The 23,890-nt window shown below is 69.0% G+C and carries 26 protein-coding genes and 1 tRNA gene; 13 read left to right on the forward strand and 14 right to left on the reverse strand.

Annotated features, from left to right (window positions below; all coding sequences use genetic code 11):
- The first annotated feature begins 6 nt into the window (after positions 1–6).
- The 4 genes from AC2DGY_RS06895 (at position 7) to AC2DGY_RS06910 (ending at position 2,213) form a co-directional block, all read left to right on the forward strand.
- Positions 7–342 carry a hypothetical protein gene (locus AC2DGY_RS06895; protein WP_484508956.1) on the forward strand — a complete coding sequence of 112 codons (336 nt, stop codon included), beginning with the start codon at positions 7–9 and terminating at the stop codon, positions 340–342.
- Between the two features lie 328 nt (positions 343–670).
- The gene (locus AC2DGY_RS06900) at positions 671–1,021 is read left to right on the forward strand and encodes a hypothetical protein (protein ID WP_484508957.1); all 351 of its coding nucleotides are present in this window, start codon (positions 671–673) and stop codon (positions 1,019–1,021) included.
- The gene (locus AC2DGY_RS06905) at positions 1,018–1,818 is read left to right on the forward strand and encodes a M23 family metallopeptidase (RefSeq protein WP_484508958.1); all 801 of its coding nucleotides are present in this window, start codon (positions 1,018–1,020) and stop codon (positions 1,816–1,818) included. The genes AC2DGY_RS06900 and AC2DGY_RS06905 overlap by 4 nt, the downstream gene beginning before the upstream one ends.
- Positions 1,819–1,943: 125 nt before the next feature.
- Positions 1,944–2,213 (forward strand): hypothetical protein, encoded by a 270-nt coding sequence (locus tag AC2DGY_RS06910; protein WP_484508959.1) that lies wholly within the window; start codon positions 1,944–1,946, stop codon positions 2,211–2,213.
- 126 nt (positions 2,214–2,339) lie between these two features.
- Here AC2DGY_RS06910 and AC2DGY_RS06915 read toward each other — a convergent pair whose 3' ends face one another.
- On the reverse strand, positions 2,340–2,753 hold the full coding sequence (locus tag AC2DGY_RS06915; protein ID WP_484508960.1) for an NUDIX hydrolase: 414 nt from the start codon (positions 2,751–2,753) through the stop codon (positions 2,340–2,342).
- 48 nt (positions 2,754–2,801) lie between these two features.
- On the opposite strand from AC2DGY_RS06915, the gene AC2DGY_RS06920 reads away from it, so the two are divergent.
- The gene (locus AC2DGY_RS06920; RefSeq protein WP_484508961.1) at positions 2,802–4,280 is read left to right on the forward strand and encodes an SDR family NAD(P)-dependent oxidoreductase; all 1,479 of its coding nucleotides are present in this window, start codon (positions 2,802–2,804) and stop codon (positions 4,278–4,280) included.
- On the forward strand, positions 4,277–4,492 hold the full coding sequence (locus AC2DGY_RS06925) for a putative acetyltransferase (protein ID WP_484508962.1): 216 nt from the start codon (positions 4,277–4,279) through the stop codon (positions 4,490–4,492). The genes AC2DGY_RS06920 and AC2DGY_RS06925 overlap by 4 nt, the downstream gene beginning before the upstream one ends.
- Before the next feature lie 114 nt (positions 4,493–4,606).
- On the opposite strand, the gene AC2DGY_RS06930 is transcribed toward AC2DGY_RS06925, so the two are convergent.
- Complete coding sequence (locus tag AC2DGY_RS06930) at positions 4,607–5,587, reverse strand: zinc-binding dehydrogenase (RefSeq protein WP_484508963.1); 981 nt, start codon at positions 5,585–5,587, stop codon at positions 4,607–4,609.
- Complete coding sequence (locus AC2DGY_RS06935) at positions 5,584–6,012, reverse strand: MarR family transcriptional regulator (protein WP_484508964.1); 429 nt, start codon at positions 6,010–6,012, stop codon at positions 5,584–5,586. Before AC2DGY_RS06935 ends, AC2DGY_RS06930 begins: the two co-directional genes overlap by 4 nt.
- A 239-nt stretch (positions 6,013–6,251) precedes the next feature.
- Between AC2DGY_RS06935 and AC2DGY_RS06940 the strand changes: the two genes are divergently transcribed.
- Positions 6,252–6,389, forward strand: coding sequence for a hypothetical protein (locus AC2DGY_RS06940; RefSeq protein ID WP_484508965.1), 138 nt, complete (start codon positions 6,252–6,254; stop codon positions 6,387–6,389).
- 30 nt (positions 6,390–6,419) lie between these two features.
- Here the strand turns inward: AC2DGY_RS06940 and AC2DGY_RS06945 are convergent, their stop codons facing one another.
- Together AC2DGY_RS06945 and AC2DGY_RS06950 are read right to left on the reverse strand one after the other, a co-directional pair.
- The gene (locus tag AC2DGY_RS06945) at positions 6,420–6,995 is read right to left on the reverse strand and encodes a ribonuclease H family protein (protein ID WP_484508966.1); all 576 of its coding nucleotides are present in this window, start codon (positions 6,993–6,995) and stop codon (positions 6,420–6,422) included.
- Between the two features lie 29 nt (positions 6,996–7,024).
- On the reverse strand, positions 7,025–8,479 hold the full coding sequence (locus AC2DGY_RS06950) for an MFS transporter (RefSeq protein WP_484508967.1): 1,455 nt from the start codon (positions 8,477–8,479) through the stop codon (positions 7,025–7,027).
- 108 nt (positions 8,480–8,587) lie between these two features.
- Between AC2DGY_RS06950 and AC2DGY_RS06955 the strand changes: the two genes are divergently transcribed.
- Positions 8,588–9,298 (forward strand): TetR/AcrR family transcriptional regulator, encoded by a 711-nt coding sequence (locus AC2DGY_RS06955; protein ID WP_484508968.1) that lies wholly within the window; start codon positions 8,588–8,590, stop codon positions 9,296–9,298.
- Between the two features lie 7 nt (positions 9,299–9,305).
- On the opposite strand, the gene AC2DGY_RS06960 is transcribed toward AC2DGY_RS06955, so the two are convergent.
- Entirely contained in the window at positions 9,306–9,875 is a 570-nt protein-coding gene (locus AC2DGY_RS06960; protein ID WP_484508969.1) for a hypothetical protein, read from the reverse strand.
- Positions 9,872–10,714 carry an inositol monophosphatase family protein gene (locus AC2DGY_RS06965; protein ID WP_484508970.1) on the reverse strand — a complete coding sequence of 281 codons (843 nt, stop codon included), beginning with the start codon at positions 10,712–10,714 and terminating at the stop codon, positions 9,872–9,874. Before AC2DGY_RS06965 ends, AC2DGY_RS06960 begins: the two co-directional genes overlap by 4 nt.
- Before the next feature lie 105 nt (positions 10,715–10,819).
- Between AC2DGY_RS06965 and AC2DGY_RS06970 the strand changes: the two genes are divergently transcribed.
- Positions 10,820–10,892 (forward strand) — tRNA-Lys (locus AC2DGY_RS06970).
- Positions 10,893–10,968: 76 nt separating this feature from the next.
- Here AC2DGY_RS06970 and AC2DGY_RS06975 read toward each other — a convergent pair.
- From AC2DGY_RS06975 to AC2DGY_RS06995, 5 genes are all read right to left on the reverse strand, one after another.
- Entirely contained in the window at positions 10,969–11,115 is a 147-nt protein-coding gene (locus AC2DGY_RS06975; protein ID WP_484508971.1) for a hypothetical protein, read from the reverse strand.
- Positions 11,116–11,195: 80 nt separating this feature from the next.
- A complete protein-coding gene (locus AC2DGY_RS06980; protein WP_484508972.1) occupies positions 11,196–13,202 on the reverse strand; it encodes a glycosyl hydrolase in 2,007 nt (668 codons plus the stop codon).
- Positions 13,199–13,930: an HlyD family efflux transporter periplasmic adaptor subunit gene (locus AC2DGY_RS06985; protein WP_484508973.1), complete on the reverse strand. Its 732-nt coding sequence runs from the start codon at positions 13,928–13,930 to the stop codon at positions 13,199–13,201. Before AC2DGY_RS06985 ends, AC2DGY_RS06980 begins: the two co-directional genes overlap by 4 nt.
- On the reverse strand, positions 13,927–15,648 hold the full coding sequence (locus AC2DGY_RS06990) for a glycosyltransferase family 2 protein (protein WP_484508974.1): 1,722 nt from the start codon (positions 15,646–15,648) through the stop codon (positions 13,927–13,929). Before AC2DGY_RS06990 ends, AC2DGY_RS06985 begins: the two co-directional genes overlap by 4 nt.
- A 246-nt stretch (positions 15,649–15,894) precedes the next feature.
- Positions 15,895–17,589, reverse strand: coding sequence for a catalase (locus AC2DGY_RS06995; protein WP_484508975.1), 1,695 nt, complete (start codon positions 17,587–17,589; stop codon positions 15,895–15,897).
- A 216-nt stretch (positions 17,590–17,805) separates the two neighbouring features.
- Between AC2DGY_RS06995 and AC2DGY_RS07000 the strand changes: the two genes are divergently transcribed.
- Complete coding sequence (locus AC2DGY_RS07000) at positions 17,806–18,603, forward strand: class I SAM-dependent methyltransferase (RefSeq protein ID WP_484508976.1); 798 nt, start codon at positions 17,806–17,808, stop codon at positions 18,601–18,603.
- A gap of 7 nt (positions 18,604–18,610) precedes the next feature.
- Here AC2DGY_RS07000 and AC2DGY_RS07005 read toward each other — a convergent pair whose 3' ends face one another.
- Both AC2DGY_RS07005 and AC2DGY_RS07010 read right to left on the reverse strand, forming a co-directional pair.
- Entirely contained in the window at positions 18,611–19,489 is an 879-nt protein-coding gene (locus AC2DGY_RS07005; RefSeq protein ID WP_484509984.1) for an AraC family transcriptional regulator, read from the reverse strand.
- Between the two features lie 71 nt (positions 19,490–19,560).
- Positions 19,561–19,815 (reverse strand): hypothetical protein, encoded by a 255-nt coding sequence (locus AC2DGY_RS07010; protein WP_484508977.1) that lies wholly within the window; start codon positions 19,813–19,815, stop codon positions 19,561–19,563.
- Positions 19,816–19,928: 113 nt separating this feature from the next.
- Between AC2DGY_RS07010 and AC2DGY_RS07015 the strand changes: the two genes are divergently transcribed.
- Genes AC2DGY_RS07015 through ilvD form a run of 3 tightly spaced genes read left to right on the forward strand, consistent with a single transcriptional unit; the run spans position 19,929 to position 23,851 of the window.
- Positions 19,929–21,362, forward strand: a complete 1,434-nt coding sequence (locus tag AC2DGY_RS07015; protein WP_484508978.1) for an alpha,alpha-trehalose-phosphate synthase (UDP-forming) — start codon at positions 19,929–19,931, stop codon at positions 21,360–21,362.
- Positions 21,359–22,141, forward strand: a complete 783-nt coding sequence (gene otsB, locus AC2DGY_RS07020) for a trehalose-phosphatase (RefSeq protein ID WP_484508979.1) — start codon at positions 21,359–21,361, stop codon at positions 22,139–22,141. The genes AC2DGY_RS07015 and otsB overlap by 4 nt, the downstream gene beginning before the upstream one ends.
- Before the next feature lie 9 nt (positions 22,142–22,150).
- Complete coding sequence (gene ilvD / locus AC2DGY_RS07025; RefSeq protein WP_484508980.1) at positions 22,151–23,851, forward strand: dihydroxy-acid dehydratase; 1,701 nt, start codon at positions 22,151–22,153, stop codon at positions 23,849–23,851.
- Positions 23,852–23,890: the final 39 nt, after the last annotated feature.

Consider the following 23,890-nt stretch of genomic DNA (forward strand, 5'->3'; position numbering starts at 1 on the left):
TGAGTCATGCAGCAGATGCCGCAGTTCCCGCCGGAGCGGCGCGTCATTCGTATGTTCCCTGACTACGGCCGGCGCTACCCTCTCTGGGAGAACTCGACACCGACGTGGGATGTCGGGTACACGACCACCCCCGAGACGTACGGGTTATCGACTGAGCTGGCCGAGGATCTCGAGGGATGGCAATCCTTCTTCGAGACGCACGCGGACCCGTTCGATGGGTGGGACAGCGAGCGCAACCTGCAGAAGTGGCTGCGCGACGGTGAGTGGCTGGCGCGACGCCTCCAGGAAGAGGTCCGGACGTTCGCTGACGTGCAGCGCGAGTTCGGCGAGCAGCGCACGTAGCCGATCCTCGGGCGCGCGGGTCCTGTGACGGGCAAATCGGTATCGACGCCGCACCGCCAGCGCACGGATGACCCGCCCGCACGAATGCCCGATGATCGAGCGCTAACTACGACACCCGACGTGAGTCCAGGCCCAGGCAGTCACGATCCAGACCCAACGCGGCCAGCCGAGCAAAACGAACAGCGATGCACGCCGGCATCGGGGGAGGAGGGCATCGGAATGCCTGCGAGGGACGGCCTGTCGGGGTGAATCCCGATCCACGCATCATCTTGACGACTCGCTTGATCTTCTCCACGGGAGCAGCGACCGCGTCAGATACCCTGACGCAGTGCTCACGCCAGTAGCCACACAGGAAATCGCCCAAACGACGGTTGAGTTAATCGCGAGCGGGTCGGACCGGGCGCGTGAGGAACAAGCTCGACGCACCATTTTCTACGACCTGGCGCGCGCCGAGGCGCGCGGATCCGACGGTCGGCTCTTCGTCACCGTCCCTTACCGAGACACGAGTCCTGCCATCGTTGCCGCCGATGGCACATACGTCGCGCTGTACACAAACCCGGGCGATGTCTCTACTGCTGTCTTCTACGGTGATGTGGCCGCGCTGACGGGTGACGAGTACGCGCGATACCTCAGTGGAGAGTTGCCCGGAGGTCTTGACGAAGACGAGCACGTCGGATGAGCGCGGACACCCCCGGCGTTGAGGCTGGCTCAGGGCCCTCACGGCGCGGCTTCATCATCGGAAGCGCCGTCGTATCCGCCGCGGCCCTCGGCGGGAGCTGGCTTTTCCCTGACCGCGCTCAGGCCGATGTCGTATGGGGCTTTCCGCTCGCCCGGTACATCACCCCGAGCTACGGGTTTGGGATGCGGAGTGGCCGCCTTCACGCGGGAATCGACTACCCGGATTCGTCGGGACCACCCGTGTACGCCGTGGCCGATGGTGTCATCAACAATGTTTCGACCCACGTCAACTACGGCCATTTCGTCGAGATCGAACACGACAACGGATGGTCTAGTTTTTACGCCCATCTGCGAGCTCAGTCGGTGTCGCGTGGCGTCCGCATCACCCGCGGAACGCAAGTCGGCCTCATGGGCAACACCGGAGCTTCGGAAGGCACTCACCTTCATCTCGAGATGCGCACGAGGCCCGGCGGGACCGCGTTTGACCCTGCTCCTTACGTCAATAACAACAGTCTGCTACCAGGCTCCAACCCCGCGCCGTCCCCTAGCCCAATGGAGGAAGTCGAAATGCAGACAGTGGTCTCTGCCCCTAACGGAACGGTCGTCCACATCAGCCCCGGTGCCAAGGTCAACTTCACCAACGTCGCTCAATACAACTCGTTCCGTGACCAGGTGAACTTCCTCCGCGCCCGTGGCGGTACGAACATGATGCCCATGCCGCCGCTAGAACAAGTCGCCACCGTCTCCTGGGAGACGTTCATCTTCCTCTGCAACATGCACGGGGTGAACCCGAACTGACGCCCACGTCACTGCGGAGCGTCGCGCGGAGGCGAGCGGACTGCTCCGGTCCAGCATTCGACAGGTGATGAACAAGGCGCTCGGGCCGGCGCTGGTGCACCGGCGCTCGACGGGATAATGGATGAATGTCCTCCTCTGTCGAACGCCGCTCCAACCCGTCTGCCTGGGCCGCGTTCTGGGTCGCGCTGGCCGGCCTCGTGCTCATGCCCATTCCGCTGTTCATCGGGTTGATTCTCGGCGGCGGCCTCTCGATCATCGCCGCAATCCTCGCCGTGATCGCCCTTCTCAAGGGGCTCGCGCGCAGCGGCAAGGGCATCGCGCCTGTCGTGTTCGCCGGGATCTTCATCGCGCTCACGTGGGGCGGTATCTCGATCGGCGGCGGCACCGTCTGGTAGGTCGGCGAGCGGTGGCTACCGCGGGGCGGCTGATCGGCTCGAGGGCGGCGAGCTCGCCTGCGGTGCGCTCGCTCTGCGTCAGCGCGGCCAGCAGGCGGCGACGCGTCGCGTCGTCGAGGGGCGTGGTCAGCGGGAGAGGAAGTTCTCGCGCGCGAGCGGCGCTACCTCCAGGTGCTCGGCATCGGCCGCCGACACCCACCGGAGCTCGGCGATCTCGGCTCCCACCTCCGGATGCTGCGACCCGATGTCGGCGCCGAACACCTCGGCGATCACCAGGAATCCCGGCTCGTTTGCCGCCGCGGCCGTGTAGGTGCCGAGCGCTCGCAGGTCATCCGGGCCCACCTGCACCCCGATCTCCTCCGCGAGTTCCCGGCGGAGCGTCTCGCTCGCCGACTCGCCCGGTTCGGGCTTGCCACCGGGCTGCATGAACGCGGAGGTGCCTTCTTTGCGCACGAGCAGCAGTCGATCCTCGGTATCGAGGATCACGGCCGCCGACACGTGGATGCGGCGGGGCTCCGGAGGAACGGGGGAGGAGTGCACCGTCGCACGGTAACAGCATCCACGCATCCCGTCGAAGTACCATCGGGTGTGCTTCCCGATACCTCTGCCCCTGCTCTGACCCCGAGCGGAATCGATCCGGCAGACCTGGAGACCACCCTCCGCGTCCTCGAGGGCATGGCGGGGCTGGACGCGACCCATCCCGACTTCATCGCCGTGCGGCAGGCGACCGCCCGGATGTTCAAGGCCGTGAAGAAGGAACGACGCCGCGAGATCCGCGAGGCCATCGCCCAGGCCGACCGCGAGGTCGTCGCCGCCACGGCGACGGGTGCCGCCGACCGGATCGACGACGAGACGCGCGGAATCCCGATCACCACCGCGACCACCGCGCCCACCGCCGGCACGCTGCTCAAGGCGCGCGGGTGCTACATCTGCAAGCAGCCGTACACGGTCGTCGACGCGTTCTACCACCAGCTGTGCCCCGCCTGCGCGGCGATGAGCCACCAGAAGCGCGAGGCGCGCACCGACCTCACCGGCAAGCGCGCGCTGCTCACCGGCGGCCGCGCGAAGATCGGCATGTACATCGCGCTGCGGCTTCTCCGCGACGGCGCGCACACCACCATCACGACGCGCTTCCCTCGCGACGCGGTGCGTCGCTTCAGCAGCCTCCCGGATGCGTCGGATTGGCTGCACCGCCTCAAGGTCGTCGGGATCGACCTGCGTGATCCGGCCCAGGTGATCGGGCTGGCCGACGACGTGGCGGCGGCCGGGACCCTCGACATCCTCATCAACAACGCGACCCAGACGGTTCGGCGCTCACCCGGCGCGTACCAGCCGCTCGTGGATGCGGAACTTGCTCCGCTCCCCGACGGGCCGCTCCCCGAACTCCTCACCTTCGGTCACACCAACGACCAGCACCCGCAGGCTCTCGAGCGCTCCGTCGCCGGGCATCCGATCCTCGCCGCCGCCGCAGCGCGCGCCGACGAATTGACCGAGCAGGCGATGGCGGCCGGCTCCAGCTCGCTCGAGCGCCTCGCGGCGGGAACCGCGATCGATGCCGGCGGGCTGATCCCCGACCTCCACGATGCGAACTCGTGGACCCAGCGCGTCGAGGAAGTCGACCCCCTGGAGATGCTCGAGGTGCAGCTGGCGAACACGACGGCGCCGTTCCTCCTGGTGTCCAAGCTCCGCCCGTCGCTCGCGGCGAGCCCCGCCCGGCGCACCTACATCGTGAACGTCAGTGCGATGGAGGGTGTTTTCGGCCGCGGGTACAAGGGTCCGGGGCATCCGCACACCAACATGGCCAAGGCCGCCGTGAACATGCTGACGCGCACCAGCGCGCGCGAGATGTTCGAGACCGACGGCATCCTCATGACCAGCGTCGATACCGGCTGGATCACCGACGAGCGCCCGCACCCGACCAAGGTGCGCCTGGCCGAAGAGGGCTTCCACGCCCCGCTCGACCTCGTCGACGGTGCCGCGCGCGTGTACGACCCGATCGTGCGGGGAGAAGCCGGCGAAGACGTGTTCGGGGTGTTCCTCAAGGACTACGCACCCGGCGCCTGGTGAACCTCCCCGCGCCGGGTCGCCGCGTCGTCGTGCGCTATCTGCTGCCGTCGGGACAGGCGACGGATGCGCTGGGCGAACTGCTGAGCGCCGACGCGTCGGTGGTCGTGGTCGACGGAAAGCGCGGCATCGAGCGCATCGCCGTGTCGGACATCATCGCCGCGAAGGAAGTGCCGCCGCCACCGGAGCCGCGCTTGCGCCGCGCGCCGCAGTAGACGCCGCGCGCCTCGGCCCGCTCTCCTGGCCTTCCGGAGGGCCGCTCCCCGCGTCGGCGTCTGGGACCGCGCGGCGAGCCAGGTACTGCGCGTGATAGATCTCCAGCGGCGGGATCACGGGAGAACCACCCCTTTACCGCCGACCATTCCTGCTTCCATGTCCCGGTGCGCCTGCACGATATCGTCCAGGGCGTAGACGCGGCCGATCGGGATCGTCGCACGGCCCTCGGCAACGGCATCCAGGAAGTCTTGGAGGGCCTTCGCCGACAGATCGGCGGCCTCCCCGGAGTACGCGGTGAGGCGCACGCCGTTGGGCAGCCACTCCATCGGATAGAACTCGCCGATGGTCCACTGGTCCGAGAGCATGCCGGTGAAACAGACCGTGCCCCCGCTGCGAACCGAGCGGAGGGTGTCTTTCAGGACATCGACCCCCACGAGCTCCACGGCGCCGTCCACGCCGTCCGGCGCGATCCGGCGTACCTGCGCGGCGACGTCGCCGTCATCGAGGAGGACGTGGTCGACGCCCACGCTCTCGAGCTGTGCTCGAGCGGCCTCGCGCCGCGTCGTCGCGAACACCGTCATTCCATGGAGCTTGGCGAGCACGGCCAGCGCCAGGCCGACCGACGACGTGCCGCCCCGGATGAGGATGCTGTCGCCCGGCCGCGCGTCGAGGCCCACAGTGAGCGAGCCGCTTGCCGTCTGCACCATCTCGGGCACGGCGCCCAGCGCCTCCCACGGCAGGTCGCTCTGGAACGGGATGACCTGGGCGGCGGGGACGACGACGAATTCCGCGTAGCCGCCGTCGAACTCGCGGCCCATCCCACCCATCATCGTCATCACCCGGGTTCCGGGCTCGAACTCGCCGCCGGGCGCGTCGGCCACGACGCCGGTCGCTTCGATCCCCGGGATCCGTGGAAAGGAGCCGGTGTAGGCGACCCCCTGGCGGAAGTGCAGCTCGGAGCGGTTCACGCCGAACGCGCGCACGCTGACCAGGACTTCGCCGGTGCGTGCCACGGGGCGCGGCACGGTGCGGACGTGCAGCACGTCGGGCGCTCCGGGCGCGTCCACGACCACGGCCCGCATCGTCCCGGTCATGCGTTCACCCCGTCCCGCGCGCGCTCGAGCCGGGCCTGCAGGATGAGGAGTGCTTCCCTGGCCGTATCGGCGGCCTCGGGGTCGAGGAGCTCGCGGAGCGTGTGCTCGCGCACCCGAGTCGCGTTCTCGTACGCGGCATCGCCGGCGTCGGTGAGCACCACGAGCGATGACCGACGGTCGACGGGATTGGGGCGCCGGATGATCAGCCCGCCACGCTCGAGCCGGTCGACGAGTTTGCTCGCGGCGCCCACGGTGATGCCGATGCTCTCGCTCACGTCCGCCACGCGCGCAGCGCCCGCGTGGCGATGGATCACGGTGAGCGCCTGCATCTGGGCCGCGCTGATCTGTCCCTCGCGGCGGAGCGCGGCCTCCACCGCGTCCCAGAGGGTCACCTCGTAGCGCAGAAGGGTGTCGAAGAAGTCCATGGAGGGGGCAACTGGATGCAGCGGAATTATATTCCTGGGAAGCTAAATCCGGTTCGTCCGTCGTGCGGGAGCATGGGGAGAGCAACTCTCCGCCCGGCCCACCAGGAAGGTCGACCATGCCCGACCCGCGCAGGCGCACGATCAGCGTCGGTACTCTCTCCCTCCGGCCCGCGGAGGTTCCCGAGCGGTGAGAGGTCGGTGCGGGCGGAACTGTCGTCGAGGCGTCGTGGGGAGACTGGGTGCGCCTGGCCAGGCGCGTGCTCGATGCCGATGCCCTGTCGCGGGATCTCGAGGCCCGGGGCGACGCGTGGGACCAGGGCCACGCGGCCGGCGTCATGGACGCCGGCGACGGCAGCACGCAGAATCCCTTCCGCTGACTCCGCGCGTGTCGCGGCGTCCCGGTGGGGTCAGTTCTTCCGTGCCCGCGCGGGCTTGTCCTCGCCGGACTTCGGCGGCATCGCGCCCACGTCGAGCCGCTCCTGACCCCCGCGGGTGGCCCATTCGTGCGTCAGACCGGATGCGGCGTGGTGGGACGCCCGGACCGCGCGGTTGTCGGCCCAGGAGTTGAGCACATGCCCGGCGTGACCGCGCACGTGCTCGAGCGTGACCGGCGGGAGCCCCGCGGCCTGGCGAGCATCTCGCGCGGTGATCAGCAGCTCCAGGATCTCGCGGTTCTTCGTGGGCGCTCCGGTCGACGTCTTCCAGCCCCGGCGCCGGTGGCCGTCCATCCACGACGAGTAGGTGTCGATCGCGTACTTCGAGTCGGCCTGCACCCGCAGGTTCGGTACATCGGCGTGGTACTGCAACGCGCGGAGGAGCGCCAGCAGCTCGCCGATGTTGTTCGTGCCCTCGGGCACCGACCCGGCTGCCCACTCGCCATCCATGCCGACCCACGCCCACCCGGCCGGTCCCGGGTTGCCCTTGCAGGCTCCGTCGGTGGCGACGATGTACTCCGGATCTGGGGGTGTGGAACTCTGTGGCACGTCCAAAATCCTTTCACGCCCAGGATCATTCACGTCCCGGTGTGCGATTCGGCATCCGCCGCATCGACCGCGGGAGACGGATCGGGGTCGGCCTCGCCCTCCGCCGAGGGCAGGGAGGGTGGGGCCGACGCGTATGCCGCAGACAGTCGGCGGTATGGCCGGGAGACGAAGGCCAGGAGCACCACGACCAGCAGAACGGAGCTCGCGGCGACGAATGCCAGCGCGATGCCGCGCGCCTCGCCCGGTCCGAGAAGCCAGCCGAGCGAGTCACGCCCGGGCTGCGTGTTCATGAACGGGATGAGCCAGAACTGCGCGAGCGGACCGATGATGAACGACGAGATCGGCGCGGCGGCCGACTCCATGCTCGCGGCGAACCCGAACACGCGCCCTTGCTTGTCGAAAGGGACCACGCGCTGGATGATCGTCTGCTCGGATGCCTCGGCGATCGGCATGAGACACATGAAGACGAGGATCCCGAGCGCGTAGACCCACCACCATTCCCGGATGGCGAACGTCATGCCCAGGACGGCGATCCCGACATTGACGAGGAGGAGGGTGCGCACCGGGTTCTTCCCGAGCCCGAATCGCGCCACGAGCCCGCCGCCCAGGATGAAGCCGACGCTCGAGATGCCGAGCACGATGCCCCACACCTCCACCGAGAACAGGGTGAGGCCGTAGGGGTCCATGAGCGCCATGAACACGCCGCCCACGAGGTTGTTGAAGGTCGAGAAGAGGATGAGCGCCAGGAGACCGGGCACCACGATGACGGCGGGGATGACCTCGCGGAAGCCGAAACCCTGGGGGGCCTCGCCCTCCACGTGCACGACGCCCCGCTCGGGGATGGGGACGAACAGGAGGTGGATGAGGGCGACTGCGGTGGCGACGATGGCGATGACGACGGTCCACCCCATGCCGAGGAGCCCAACCGAGAGTCCGGAGAAGACGCTCGTCACCATGAAGGCGATGCCCTGAACGGCGCCCACCAGCCCGTTCGCCCTGTCACGGCGGTCTGCCGGCACCAGGAGCGTCACGGTGGTCGACAGTGCGATGTTGCGGAGGTTCTCCACCACACCGCCGATGAGGATGACGCCGGCGAACACCCAGAACCAGGGCCCGCCCCAGTTCACCAGGACGCTCTCGGGGAACGACAGGTACAGCGCGCCGGCCAAGAGATAGGTCGACAGCGTCACGACGCTGGAGAGCACCATGACGGCCTTCTTCTTCAGGTGGTCGACGATGACTCCGAAGACCACGCCGAGCACGGCCACCAGAAGCATGTACGAGCCGCCGATGATGGCGGTCGCGAGCACCGAACGCGTCTCCAGATACGCCCAGAAGGTCAGCGCCCACCACAGGTAGCTCGACGTGACGTTCGCGACGGCGGTGTTGGCGAGCACCTGGTAGAACGCGCGCACCGTGCGCGGTCCTGGATGGATCTGCGCAGGCTCGTCGACCTTCCTCGAGGGGGAGACCTCTTCGGCCATGCGGGCTTCCTTCCGCGCGGCGGCTTCAGGACTGGAGGGGTACGCTCCATGTGGACGCCGTGCACATCGACGATGTTCACACCGTACACACCGACGTTGGGCGATGCAATGACGAGTTCCGACACGCGCACCTATCATCACGGCGACCTCCGACGTGCGCTGATCGAGGAAGGATTCCGGCGGGCACGCACGGGCGGCCCGGATGCGGTCACGCTCCGGGAGGTCACCCGCGCCGTCGGAGTCTCGCCCAACGCGGCGTATCGTCACTTCGCCGACCGGGGCGACCTGGTGCGAGCCGCTGCGGCGGAGGCGCAGTTCGCCCTGGCGGCGGCCATCACGGCACGAGTGGATGAGACGCCCCGCGGGATCGCGCCTGCCGAGGCGTCCATCGAACGACTCCGACGCATCGGATTGGCCTACATCGACTTCGCGCGGTCCGAGCGGGGCTGGTTCGAACTCGCCTTCGCCGTGCACGACGAGAAGCCCAGCGACGCCATCGTGACCCTCGGCGGCGAGGTGGTGGAGCCGTTCCGGCTGCTGCTGGACGCACTCGATGCGATGGTGCAGGCCGGGACGCTCGCGGTGGAACGCCGCCCGCATGCGGAGTGGGCCTGCTGGTCGGCGGTCCACGGCTTCGCCGACATCGCCGTCCATGGGCCGTTGCAGTGGCAGCCGCCGGCGGTGATCGACGCGCTCGCCGCGGCCGTCGTCGAGGCCGCCATCACGGGCGTGCGCGGCGAAGCGTCACCGATGCCGGGGGAGCCCGACCCTGCGGAGCGCTCGAGCGCGGCCGTGGCGCCGCTGTCGCCGGCTGGCTGAGCGGCCGTCAGCCGATCGGCCACTCCACGAGCACGAGAGTCTGCTTCGTGTCGGCGAGGGTCACCCAGCCGTCTCCGAAGAAGTAGGTGAGGCCGTAGCCGTTCTTATCGGGGGCGATGGCCGTTTCGGCGCTCTCGGTGACGTAGAAGCCCCCCTCGCCCTCTTCCCGGCGCCATCCCGACTGCACCAGCTCGCTCTGCGCCGCATCGGCTTCCGCGGGCTCGATCGGCGCCCATCCGTAGATCTGCACATGATCGGTGGCCACGGAGAAGTCGCCCCACCTGCACTCGATGCCGCCCGGCACCTCTTCGCCACCGATGCGGAACACCTCGGCCTGGGCGGTCCATCCGGCCTCTTCGAAGTCGGCGACCGTCGCCGCCGGGATGATCGTCTCGCACGTCGGCTCGTCCGGGTCGGCCGCCTCGCCCGATGACGTCGGGGCGGGGGAGGGGGGCGCCGTCGAGACGGGTGGCGGAGTGGTGGGTGTGACCTCGGGCGTCTGGGGAGCCGAGCAGGCGGCGAGGACCACGAGTGAGATGACGAGGGCGACGGAGGCCACCGGGCGCAGGATGTTCATTCGGCACTTTCAGCGGAGCGGGCGTCGGCGGCGTGCAGCACAGCGAGGAAGTCGGAGTGCAGAACGCCGTTGGTCGCCAAGGAGGAGCCCGCGGCGATGGAGTCGCTCCCATCGTACGAGCCGAACCGGCCTCCGGCCTCGATGACGATCGGGGCGAGCGCGGCGACGTCGTACTCCTTCACGTCGAACTCGGCCACCATCTCCAGCCGGCCCTCCGCCAGCCACATGTAGGGCAGCGCGTCGCCGTACCCCCGGTCGCGCCACACGGTTCGCGAGAGATCGAGCAGCGCGGGGAGGTGGCCCGCGTCATCCCACTGCTGGATGCTCTGGAAACTGATGCTCGCCCGGTCCAACGTCGCTACATCGGAGACGCGGATGCGGCGCTCACCGTCGGGGGAGTCGGTCCATGCTCCTGCGGCCTGGGCTGCCCACCACCGGCGACCCAGCGCCGGCTGGCTGACCACGCCCACGACCGGTTTCCCCTCGACCGCGAGAGCGATGAGGGTCGCCCACAGGGGGATGCCGCGCAGGTAGTTGTGCGTGCCGTCGATCGGATCGATGATCCATCGCCGCGCGCCGGACCCTGCGGACCCGAACTCCTCACCGAAGACGCCGTCATCGGGGCGTTCGGCCGCGAGCATGGCGCGGATCTCCCGTTCCGTGGCGAGGTCTGCTTCCGTGACGAACGAGGCGTCCGGTTTGACCGAGACATCGAGGCCGGCCGCGTCGAAGCGCGCCATCGACACGGCATCGGCGGCATCCGCCAGCCGGAGTGCGAGGGCGAGGTCGTCGGCGTAGGGACCGGTCAGCGAAGACCGTGCAGCGTCGGCAGGGGACACGTCGTCCAGGGTACAGGCGCCCGGGCGGGCGATTGGCGGCGTGACGGATCGGGATGGTAATGTGATCCCTCGGCCCGCCCGGTTCATCACGCCCCGGCGCCGCGCGCACCTCTAGCTCAATCGGCAGAGCAACTGACTCTTAATCAGTGGGTTCAGGGTTCAAGTCCCTGGGGGTGCACGGATCAGCCCCGGTAACTCTCGCCAGTTACCGGGGCTGTTTCACTTTCCGCCTGTCGTCCCGCGCAGCCCCGCGATCAGGCGTGGTCGAGGTCCGGGGGATCGACGATCTGCTGCTCTTCGTAGACGTCGTCGTCGTGCCGGTCTCCGGTCGTGTCGGCCGGGTCGGACGCATTCGGCTCAGGCGCCTCGCTCTCGGCGCCCCTGTCCGCTGATCCGCTCATCGCTGTCGTCCTCTCGTCGGTGATCCGCCACGATACTGCGCCGTCCCCGTGCGAGCGGGAGCCTTGACGAGCGAGGTGGGTCACTGCCCGGGTGCGGCCTCGATCGCGGCGAGCCACGCCAGCATGACAGCCTTCGAGTTGCCGTCGTCCACGCCGTCGGCGGGCAGGGTCCCGAGGGCCTCCGTGGCGGCGGCGTGCGGGTCGGGACCGCCCAACGCCGAATACATCAGCACGTACTCGCCCAGCGGGCCGCTGAACGCCTGGGGGCCGGCGTCGGACACGTTCGCGGCGACGCGGTCGGGGTCCTGCCCGAGATAATCCAGCGTGACGGGGGTCAGCGGCAGTACCTGGATGCCGAGGATCGCCGACGGTTCGGGACTGAACCACGTGGCGTAGTCGCGCTTGCCGCCCCACGTCAGCGACACGATGGGATGGGAGAACCCGTCGGCGAGGGTGACGGGGTCGGGCTCGAGCCACAGGGCGCGCGCGGCGGCCACTTCCGCCGACAGCAGCCACGCGGCAGTCTGTGCCAGCTCATCGTCCCCGCGGGTCTCGGCCCACAGCGCCAGGCCGTTCCATGCCGCGACCGCTTCGGAGCTGGACTCCTGGTTGTTCCCGTCGGCGAAGGGAGACAGCCCCGACGCCCACGAGTGCCCGCGGTACGGGTCGAACACGCGGAGGGGTGGCAGTGCGTCCGCCGCCGCGCCGGCGGCGATGTCGGCGGCGAGAGCGTCCATCACCGGTGCCAGTGCGTCGGCCTTGTCCGGCTGGGCGGAGACCAGGGCGGCGGAGGCCGACAGGAAGTACCCGTAGTGGAAGTGGTGATCGTTGCCCTCCTCCGAGCCGAAGGAGGGTGTCATCCCGATGACGCTCCGCAACGCGTCGTCGTAGACGAAGCAGCGACTGTCACGTTCGCGGCACCCATCGGCCTCCGCCCACGGGGCGAGCTCTGTCCACAACCGTTCTGCGACGCGTTCGGTCAGTGCGGTGTCACCGAGGTCGCGCGCGAGGGTGAGGAGCGCGCCGAGCCGGGCGAGGGCCTTGCCGCCGTAGTAGGTGTCGGCGGGGAGCGCGGGGGTGGCATCCAGATCCGTGCTGACTTGCGCCACGATGGCGGCGCGGGTGTCGCCGTCGATCCCGTCGAGATCGAACGACGCGCGCGGCGAGATCTCGGGCACCGTCCATGCCAGCTCCGTGCCGCGACACGCCTCCGCCTCGCCATAGGCGGTAGAGAAAGTGCCCAGCTCGCAGTCCGAACCCGCGTCGGCATGAGTGGGGAACGGCACGAGCACGGTGCTTTCCGTCCCGGTGTAGGTCACGCGTGTCGACGAATCCGTGCCGGTCGTGCCGGACTCCACGTCCACCGCCTCGATGGGCGCGTCCAGGGCGTCGGCCCACTCGGTCACCTCAGCACCTTCCGGTAGGGCGAACCACTGCGCATGACCCCCCTCGGGGACGATCAGCTTCTCACCGTCCCAGCGCGCACCGGCCGCCACGACCCCGAAGCTCGTTCCGTCTGTGGCGGCCGTCCACACGCCATCGCCGGCCGAGCGCAGCGGCTCGGCGGGAACCAGCGCGCTCTCGCGTGCGGCGGTGAAGCCCACGACGGGCGACCCCTCGGCGATGGTGACGTCGCCGACCGGAGCGTCGCCATCCGACCAGCGCAGGGTGACCGACACCGGATCTGCCCGCACCGCCGCGAAGCGGTCGGCGTCCAGCCCGACACGCAGGCCGGCGCCGAAGGAGGCGCCGATGGTCTTCTCCGTCGCATTCACCGTGGGCAGGTCGATGGTGAACGCGTCGTCGTCGGCGGCGAAGGCGATGGGGAACGGGTAGACCGGTTGCGGTTCCGCGCCGAAGATCAGGCCGGAGTACCAGCGGTTGGTCGGCGGGATGAGATCCTCGGCCAGGCGAGCGTCGCCGATGTCGGCCATGTTCTCCACCGGCAGCGCGGCGATCGACGCCGACGGCTGGGCGGCGACCGGGCCCGCTGCGGCCCCCTCCTCGGGGGGTGTCGCGGCGGTGCATCCGGTGAAGACGAGCGCCGCGCCGAGCGCCAGCGCCGTCAGCAGCCGGCGGGCGGTCACAGCCCGACCTTCCGCAGGAGATCGCGCACAGCATCCCCGACCCCGGCCAGAGGCCCGTCCTCGCGCAGCTGCAGCGTCGCCTGCACGGGGGTCCCGGCCTGGAACATGCCGGTGGCTCGCTTGTCAGCCAGCTCCGCGCTCTCGATCCGCACGGCAGACAGCGCCTGCCCGTCGACGGTCGTCACCTCGATACCGACGACCTCGCCCGCCAGCTCCGCCCGATTGGGCAGCAGCAGCTCGACGTCGCTTCCCTCGGCGATGCGCGCGTAATCCCGCGCCGAAAGCTCGAACTCCGCTTCCACGAACAGCGAAGAGTTCTCATCGACGGTCGCCAGCATGCCCCCGGCCTGGGCGAAGCCGCCTTGCGGGACGGCGATCTCCCGCACCGTGCCGTCCACTGTCGCCGCGATGGTCGAGGTGCCGTCGGCTGAGACGCCTGCCGCCAACGCCGGGTCGGCGACCTGGCCGGTGGCGATGTCGCGCTGCAGGTGCAGGCTCCGCACGTCGAAGAGCGGCTGGCCCACCGACACCTCGTCGCCCACCTCGACGTACTGCCGGGTCACGATGCCGCCGTAATCGGTGCCCACGGGGTAGCTCTCCGCGACGATCGTGGCGCTCGTGGAGAGAACGCGCTGCTGCCGCTGGTTGAAGACGACCGTGAAGGCGGCCACGAGGACGACCACGATCAGGATGCCGCCGGCCATCTTGAGCCGGTTCGCCCACGTCATCGCGCACCTCCCGCGGACACGAGGGTGGGTTCTTCGGTGGTGGGCTCCGTGCCGAGGGCAGCGAGGGGGAGCGGTCGCGCGACGATCGTCAGCGGCGCCGTCACAACCGGCGCCGCGGCGGAGGCCGTGCGTTGCTGCGGACGAGCCAGCGCGTGCGCTTCGCGGAGCGCCGTTACCAGGAAGGCCCCGAGGATCACGGTGTTGGTGGCATTCCAGGCCGTGGCGAGAGTGAGGGCGCCGTTGTCGATGTCGCGCCAGGCGGCCACGAGTGTCGTCAGCGCGAGGAAGACGAAGAACAGGGTCTGCGGGATCACGAAGTTGAAGGGCGAGCGGCGCGAGGAAGACCCGGTGACGTGCCATCCCACGTCGCGCCCCAGCAGAACGTTCCACAGCGCCTTGGCGTAGATCGGGAACGAGACCGTCGCCAGGGTCAGCGTCTCCCACCGGAACGAGCCCACGGCGAACCAGGCCAGCAGGATCTGCATGGCGTAGAACCCGCCGTAGTACAGCGCCCAGGTGAAAACGGTGGTCTCGAGGGTCATCGGCCGAAGGTCGAAGTAGATCTCGAGCGGGGGCACGAGCAGGAGCAGGAGCGGACAGATACCGGTGAGGTAGAAGGTCGCCGTCACCAGGTACTGGATGCGCTGATCCATCGTCAGCCGGCGTCGCAGGCTCAGCGGGTTGTGGCGCATGAGGATCTCGAAGCCCCCGGTCGCCCAGCGCAGTTGCTGCTTGCTGTACGCCTCGATGGTCTCGGGCGCCTCCCCGACCGCCAGGGCGTCGGGGAGGAAGACCGAACGCCACCCCTTCTCGTGCAGGAGGAGGGACGTCCACACGTCTTCGGATTTCGAATCGGTGTACATGCCGCCGACCTCATCGATCGCGGACCGGCGGAAGACGACGTTCGTCCCCACGCAGATCGCCGCGTTGAACCGGTTGCGCCCGGGCTGGACGAATCGGTAGAAGACGGTCTGCATGTACGCGGCTCCGCGCGCCACGACGGTGTGCAGATTTCCGTACACCTGCGGGGTCTGGACGAACGCGACGTCGTCGTGGACGAACAGCGGCATGGTCTGCAGCAGGAACGTCGGCACCGGGACGAAGTCGGCGTCGAAGATGGCGAAGAAATCGCCTTTCGCCAGCGTCAGGGCGTGGTTGATGTTCCCGGCCTTGGCCCCGTGAGAGCTGAGCCTGCGTACATAACGGGCGCCGGCGGCCTCGGCCAGAGCCCGCACGTCATCGGAGCGGCCGTCGTCGAGGACCCACGTGCGGTGCGCTCCCTGCAGCCCCACGGCGGCCGTGACCGTGCGCCGGACGGTGTCGAGGTCTTCGCCGTACACCGTCACGAGCACGTCGATCAGGACGGGACGCCCACCCAGGTGGATCCGGTCGTCGTCGCGGGCCAGACGTGGCAGGAGGTGCGCGGCGGCGTCGTGTGCGGCGTAGTCCCGGGGGTTGCGGCCGCTGGAGAGGATCGTCCACATGGACAGCAGCGCCTGCAATACGAGGACGGACTCGGCGACGATGATCATGACATACGGGAGCAGATCGCCGCGGCTGCCCGGGGCGAGCAGGAACCCCGAGTACGCCAGTACCCCGATGGTCGCGATCACGACGAGCAGGATCATGACCGGTGTCGGCTCCCCGCCCTTCTCCGGATGCTCCGGCGAGTGGCCGTGGCCGTGGCGGCGTTGGTGCGTGGATGAAATGCGTGCCATTGGGTTCCCTTCCCCATGGACGGCGGTGCCCCCACCCGCAGCGCCGTCGGCACGCATGGATCCCTACCCGGGTTTCGAGCCCCCAGAGCTCGAAACGGTTAGTCAATGCTGCGCGCCTCCTGCGTCGATTGGGTTCCCCACGTGTGAACGCTGCATGACGATCGCCTGAATCCGGCGTCCGCGGGCGCCCATACACGTGTGGCCGGACCCGACGGGTCCGGCCACACGAGGTTCAGCGGGCGCGGGCTAGGCGCCGGTGGTGGCGGGGACGGCCCCGGGCCGGTCCACCACGACGTGCTCGTTCGGAACGACGTGGGTCATGGTGAGACCGGAGACGTCGCGCGGGCCGTTGCTGCCGAGGTTCTGCAGGCGCTGCAGCTCCTCCTCGTTCAGCGTCTGGGATTGCAGCGGCGGGAGGTCCTTCACGTCGTCCACGGTGATACCGAGACCTTCGCCGACGCGGAGGCCGAGTTCATCGTCGACCATGAGGAAGTGCCACACCATCCGCTGCTGCACCTGCGGAGTCGCCTCGCTGATCAGCGTGACGAAGTTGTGGACCAGGTCGTCCTTCTCCCACTGCTCCATGAGCTGGTAGCGCTGACCCGCCTGCATGTAGTCGTTCGTGCGAGGAATGCGCGCGCGGGTGAGGCGCCCGCTGATCACAGGACCCTGCTCGTCCTTGGTCGCGTACTGCGCTTCGCGCAAGCCGCCCATGGTCGACGGCTCGTAGTTGACGTGCGGGTTCTGGCCTTCGCCGAGGTCGATGCCGTACGACATCTGACCGCCGCGCTGGTTGGTCGCCACCCGGGCATTCTTCGGGCTGTTCACCGGCAGTTGCAGGTAGTTCGGACCCACCCGGTACCGCTGGGTGTCGGAATAGGAGAACGTCCGACCGACCAGCATCTTGTCGTCGGAGAAGTCGAGCCCGTCTACCAGCACTCCGGTGCCGAACGCGATCTGCTCGTTCTGGTTGTGGTGGTCCGAGACGTTGCCGGTCAGCGTCATGGTTCCCACGAGCTTCGGCTCGAAGACGTTCTCGGGCCACACCTTGGTGTCATCGAGCGGATCGAAGTCCAGCTCGGGGTGCTCGTCGTCGCTCATGAGCTGCACGTAGAGGTCCCATTGGGGGTAATTGCCGGACTCGATGGCCTCGTAGATGTCCTTGGACGCGTGTCCGAGGTCGGTGGCCTGGATGTTCGCGGCATCCGCTTCGGTGAGGCTCTTCACCCCTGCACGCGGCAGCCAGTGGTACTTCACCAGCTTCGTCTCGCCCTGGGCGTTGAGCCACTTGTACGTGTTGACGCCGAACCCCTGCATCGTGCGGTAGTTGGCCGGGATTCCGCGCGGGCTGAACAGGTGCACCAGCATGTGCATGGCCTCGGGCGTCTGCGACATGAAGTCGAAGATCCGGGCCGGCTCCTGACGGAATGTCACAGGGTCGGGCTTGAGGGAGTGGATGACGTCGGGGAACTTGATGGCGTCACGGATGAAGAACACCGCGAGGTTGTTGCCCACCAGGTCCCAGTTGCCGTCCTCGGTGTAGAACTTCACGGCGAAGCCACGCGGATCCCGCGCGGTTTCCGAGGAGTCGCGCCCGCCGATGACGCTGGAGAGGCGGATCGCGAGGTCGGTCTTCTTGCCGGGCGTGTTGAAAATCTTCGCGCGCGTGTACTTCTCGATCGGCTCGTCGCCCCATTTGCCGGTGGCCTCGAAATGTCCGAACGCGACGAAACCGCGGGCGTGCACGACCCGCTCGGGGATGCGCTCGCGGTCGAAGTGGCTGATTTTCTCGAGGAACTGGTAGTTCTCCAGCGTGGCCGGGCCGCGGTCCCCGACGGTGCGCGAGTTCTGGTTGTCGTAGACGCTATGGCCCTGCCGGTTGGTCAGGATCGGGCGGTCTTCTTCGCTGGGTGCGGGCGGTTCGTTCGCGACATCGCTCATGGCGGGTCCTCTCGTTGGTTCCCTTCCAGCCTCCGCTGTCGGAGAGAGGGATCTACCCCCCTCGCAGACGATGTCACCGGGAGCTATAGTGCCCAGCCGCGCGGCCGCTGCGCGCAATCGTATGTACGGCGGGCGGGGGAGCATGGTGTACCGCTGCGTGGCCTGGTTGCATCCAGAGGCGCACACAACCAGTGCGCCGTTTCCTGGAGGAACTCAGTGGCTTACACCGAAACCGACCCCACCGCCAACGTCATGAGATTGCTGACGGGACTGGCCGACCCCCTGCTCCGCCCCGTGGAGGGCCTGCCGAAGGGTGCTCACGTGGTGCAGCTGGCCTCCGGCACCGGCGGCCTGAGCCTGACGTTGGCCCGTCGACGCCCGGATCTGCGGATCACGGCTATCGACATCGATCCGGCCGTACTGAACGCCGGACGTGCCGAGGCGGACCGGGACGGCCTCGGCGTCGACTTCCGCCTCATGTCCATGGCGGCGCTGGAGTTCGAGGACGCTAGCGTCGACGCGGTCATCTCCCGGATGGGTCTGTTCCTGCCGGGAACGGCCCCGTTCGCTGTGGCGGCGCAGGAGGCCGCGCGGATTCTGCGCTCTGGCGGGTCGTTGAGCATCGCCACGTGGAGCACCCTGGACGGCAGCCCCTACACCCGGATCGGTATCTCCGTGCTGCGCCGGATCCTCCCGGAAGGATCGGTTCCCGACATGGATGCGCCGTTCCGCGAGGTGGGCGAACCCGGCGTCTTCGAGGGGTTCCTCTCTGCAGCGGGCTTCCAGGATATCGAGGCCTCCTGGTCGCACTGGGACACGACGTATCCCGACTTCCGGTCGTGGTGGGAGTTCGACACCGGGTTCGGGCCACTCGCCGGGTTCTTCGGTGCCCTCGACGAGGACCAGCGCACCGCGGCGCGCCACCTCATGCTCAGTGAGATGGAGGAGCACCGGACCGCCTCGGGCGGCTACGCTCTGCCGTCGACGGCACGCTTCATCAGCGCTCGACGATGACGACCGCTCAGCTGCCGATAGTCCGGAAGCGGCCGGGCGGGATGCCGTACTCGCGCCGGAACGCGTGGCTGAGAGCGAATTCGGTGGAATAGCCGGTCCGGTGCGCGATCACGGCCAGCGGAGCGTCGGTTTCGCGGAGCAGACGGGCGGCGTAGGACAGTCGCCACGCGGTGAGATATCGCCTCGGCGGCTCACCGACGGCGGTCGTGAAGCGTTCGAGGAAGGTCGTCTTCGACAGGCGGGCGATGGCGCTGAGCTCCGGAACCGTCCAGGCGTGATCGGGGGCCGCATGAATGCGTTCGAGCACGTCCACGATCGCCGGGTCGGAGACACCCGCGACCTCGGCGCTGCGGTTGTCCGCCAGCCATTGGCGCAACAGGTGCGTCAAGACCAGGTCGAGCAGTGCCGGGCGGGTGACCCGCGCCCCGGGACCGGTATCGGCAAGGGTCGCCCGCACCAGCGTCAACAGCGGGCTCAGCTCCGGATAACGGTCATGGTCGGGGGAGATCGCGATCACCTCGGGGAGAGAACGCAAGAAGTGCGGCACCGGGCCATGCTGAAGCCGGTACGCGCCGCACAGGAAGGCGACGTCGGCCTCGGCCGGACCCGGAAAATCCTGCTTGGCCGCCGAGGGCGTCAATTCGCGCAGCGCGCGTGGCGCGTGGCTCAGGCCGTGTTCGGCTCCCGAGGGGGTGAAGACGACGTCACCGGGAGAGAGTCGCCGCGGCGCTGCGTCGGAGACGGCCAACCACGCATCGCCCTCCAGGACGAGGTGGAAGCCGCTGCCAGGAAAGGCGGGGTAGCGCCACCCCCACGCACCCGACTCCCGCACGGAGCATGCCTCCGCACGCCCGATCCGAACGCCGCGGAGCGCCTCACTAACCATGTCCACGCGCCAACGCTAACCCCGGTGGCGCGAGCCACGGGCGGCCGCGGGGGACGGGCGCCGGCTTGCGGCTAGGAGCGGAGGCGCTTCTTCAGGAGCTTCTGCTCCTTGCCCGAAACGGGGGAGTCGGAGGGGACGATGCCGCCTCGCCGTGCCCGGCGGGTGTCGACGACGGACCCGATGGCCAGGGCGAGCGAGATACCCCAGCTCACGAGGGCCAGCGCGGTGCGCCACGTGAAGACCTCGTTGCTGCGGAGGCTCCGCAGCAACGTCAGACCACCCGTGATCGCGGTCATGAGTCCGGTGCCGAAGAGGTACTTGCGCATAAGCCAACGCTAGCGGTGCGCGCGGGGCGCCACGGGCGGGCTTGACACGCGGGGCACCCGGGCGGCGAGCATCCCGCTGTTAGCCTGGGGTGACCCCCCACCGAGGAGCCCGCGTGACCCAGGCAGAGTTCGTCGTCGTCGCCAACCGACTTCCCGTGGACCGCATCGCGGACGCGGATGCCGCCGACGAAGACGCCTGGCGTCGGTCGCCCGGAGGCCTGGTCACCGCGCTCGAGCCGGTCATGCGCAAGGCCGAGGGGGCATGGGTGGGCTGGGCCGGCCAACCGGACCTGGACCTGGAGCCGTTCGAATTCGAGGGCACGCACCTCGTGCCCGTCACCCTGTCGGCCGACGACGTCGAGAACTACTACGAGGGGTTCTCCAACGAGACCATCTGGCCGCTCTATCACGACGTCATCGCCGCCCCGCGGTTCAAGCGGCAGTGGTGGGAGGCGTACGTCGCGGTGAACCAGCGGTTCGCGGATGCCGCAGCCGCCGTCGCCGCGGAGAACGCCATCGTGTGGGTGCAGGACTATCAACTCCAGCTGGTCCCGCGGATGCTGCGCGAGTCGCGGCCCGATCTGACCATCGGGTACTTCCACCACATCCCGTTCCCCGCCTACGGCCTCTATTCGCAGCTGCCGTGGCGGCGCCAGGTCCTGGAAGGACTTCTCGGCGCCGACGTGATCGGATTCCAGCGGGTGGCCGATGCGGGGAACTTCGCCCGCGCGGTCCGCCGACAGCTGCGGTACGAGACGAAGGCGTCGGGCATCTCGGTACCCGACAAAGCCGGCGGCACCCGCACCGCCCTGGCGAAGGCCTTCCCGATCTCCATCGACGCCGACTCCTATATCGAGCTCGCTCATCGTCCCGACATCCGTGCTCGGGCGGCGGAGATCCGGGAGAGCCTGGGGAACCCGAAGAAGATCCTCCTCGGCGTCGATCGGCTCGACTACACCAAGGGCATCCGGCACCGTCTCAAAGCGTTCGGGGAGCTGCTCGAGGACGGGCAGGTGAGCGTGGACGATGTCACCCTCGTCCAGGTCGCGAGCCCGAGTCGTGAGCGCGTCGAGGCGTACATCCAGCTGCGCGATGAGATCGAGCTGACCGTCGGGCGCATCAACGGCGACTACGACACGATGGGCCACACCGCGATCCGGTACCTCCACCAGGCGTACCCGCGCGAGGAGATGGTGGCCCTGTTCCTGGCCGCCGACGTGATGCTCGTCACGGCGCTCCGCGACGGGATGAACCTCGTGGCCAAGGAGTACGTCGCCAGCCGGGTGGACAACCGCGGCGTTCTCCTGCTCAGCGAGTTCGCGGGGGCCGCGGATGAGCTCGGCAGCGCCATCCTCATCAACCCGCATGACATCGACGGCTTGAAAGACGCGATCATGCGCGCGATCGCGATGCCGGGAGCCGAGCAGGGACGCAGGATGCGGGCACTGCGCCGGCGCGTGCGCGAGCACGACGTCGAGGACTGGTCGCAGGACTTCCTCGAGGCCCTCGCGGCGTTCCACCACGGCCCCTCTCCGGTGACGTCATGACCACCGTCGCCGAGGACACCCTGGCCCCCCTCGCCGCCACGCCACGCCTGCTGGTGGCCCTGGATTTCGACGGCACCCTCTCCCCGCTGGCCGACGAGCCGATGGACGCCCGGATGCTGCCGGCAGCGCGCCGCGCCGTCGAGAGGCTGGCCGCACTGCCCGACACGGTGGTGGCGCTGGTTTCCGGCCGCAGTCTCCGTGATCTGCGCATCATCGCGGAGCATGACGACACGTCGCGGTTGTGGCTCGCCGGCTCCCACGGCGCGGAGTACTGGCAGCCCGGCGTCGGCACGATCGAGTCGGCGGAGGACGCCGACGAGGTGGCGCGGCGTGATCGGCTGCGCGCCCTGGCCGAAGAGGCGACGCAGGGCCTCACCGGCGTCTGGATCGAACCGAAGACGTTCGGTGTCGGCGTCCACACGCGCCGGGCCGACGCGGCCACGGCGGCAGAGGCGAACAGGCTCGTCGACGAGATCGTCCGCGCCGAGGCGCCCGCCTGGCGCCGGCGCTCCGGCCACAACATCGTCGAGTACGCGTTCCGGCACGAGGGCAAGGACACCGCCGTGCGGACGCTGCGCGAGCGCACGGACTCCACCGCCGTGCTCTTCGCCGGCGACGACGTGACCGACGAGGACGCGCTGCGCTCGCTCGGACACGGTGACCTCGGCGTCCGCGTGGGCGCGGGGGAGACGGCGGCGACGGTGACCGTCGCGGACATCCCCGCCTTCGCCGATCTGCTCGACGTGCTCGCGGAGGCGAGAGCGGCGCGGCGGCAATAGACTTCGAGAATGCCCGACAGCACCATCGACATCAAGCCGCGCAGCCGCGTCGTGACCCATGGCATCGAAGCCACGACCTCCCGCGGAATGCTCCGCGGCGTGGGTATGGGCGACGAGGACTGGGACAAGCCCCAGATCGGCATCGCGTCCAGCTGGAACGAGATCACCCCCTGCAACCTGAGCCTCGACCGGCTCGCGCAGGGTGCCAAAGAGGGCGTCCACTCCGGCGGGGGATACCCGCTGCAGTTCGGGACGATCTCGGTCTCCGACGGCATCTCCATGGGCCACGAGGGCATGCATTTCTCTCTCGTGTCGCGCGAGGTGATCGCCGACTCGGTTGAGACCGTGATGATGGCCGAGCGCCTCGACGGCTCGGTGCTCCTCGCCGGCTGCGACAAGTCCATTCCCGGGATGCTGATGGCCAGCGCCCGCCTCGACCTGTCGAGCGTGTTCCTGTACGCGGGCTCGATCGCCCCGGGCTGGGTCAAGCTCTCGGACGGCACCGAGAAGGAGATCACGATCATCGACTCCTTCGAAGGAGTCGGTGCGTGCCTTGCGGGCCGGATGAGCGAGGCGGACCTCAAGCGCATCGAGTGCTCCTTCGCCCCCGGCGAGGGAGCGTGCGGCGGCATGTACACGGCCAACACGATGGCCTCCGTCGCCGAGGCGCTCGGGCTGAGCCTCCCCGGTTCCGCCGCGCCGCCGTCGGCCGACCGCCGACGCGACTACTTCGCGCACCGCTCCGGCGAAGCCGTCGTCAACCTCCTGCGCCTGGGCATCACGACGCGCGACATCCTCACGAAGGAGGCGTTCGAGAACGCCATCGCGCTGGCGATGGCCCTCGGCGGGTCCACCAACGTCGTCCTCCACCTCCTCGCCATCGCGCGGGAGGCCGAGGTGGAGCTGAACCTCCACGACTTCAACCGCATCGGTGACAAGGTCCCGCACGTGGCCGACATGAAGCCGTTCGGACAGTACGTCATGAACGATGTCGACCGGCACGGCGGCATCCCCGTCGTCATGAAGGCGATGCTCGACGAGGGGCTCCTGCACGGCGACGCGCTCACTGTCACCGGCAAGACGCTCGCCGAGAACCTCCGCGACCTCGACCCCGACCCGATCGACGGCACGGTCATCCACACCTTCGACAACCCCATCCACGCCACCGGCGGCATCACGATCCTCCACGGGTCGTTCGCCCCCGAGGGCGCCGTCGTCAAGACCGCCGGGTTCGACGCCGCCGTGTTCGAGGGCCCCGCGCGTGTCTTCGAGCGCGAACGGGCCGCGATGGACGCGCTCGAGGCCGGACAGATCGCCGCCGGCGATGTCGTCGTCATCCGCTACGAGGGGCCCAAGGGCGGTCCCGGCATGCGCGAGATGCTCGCCATCACCGCCGCCATCAAGGGCGCAGGCCTCGGAAAAGATGTACTACTGTTGACGGACGGTCGATTCTCCGGCGGCACAACCGGCCTCTGCATCGGCCACATAGCACCCGAAGCGGTGGACGCAGGTCCCATCGCCTTCGTGCGCGATGGTGATCTGATACGGGTCGATATCGCGGCTCGCACTCTCGACCTACTCGTCGACGAGGCCGAGCTGAGCTCCCGCCGTTCTGGCTGGGAGCCGCTTCCCCCGCGCTATACCCGTGGCGTCCTGGCCAAGTACTCCAAGCTCGTGCACTCCGCTGCGGAGGGCGCGGTCACGGGGTAACCGGCGTTCCCGTCATCCATCCCCGTCCCGAGGAATCAC

The organism is Microbacterium sp. Z6_144 (assembly GCF_057197625.1).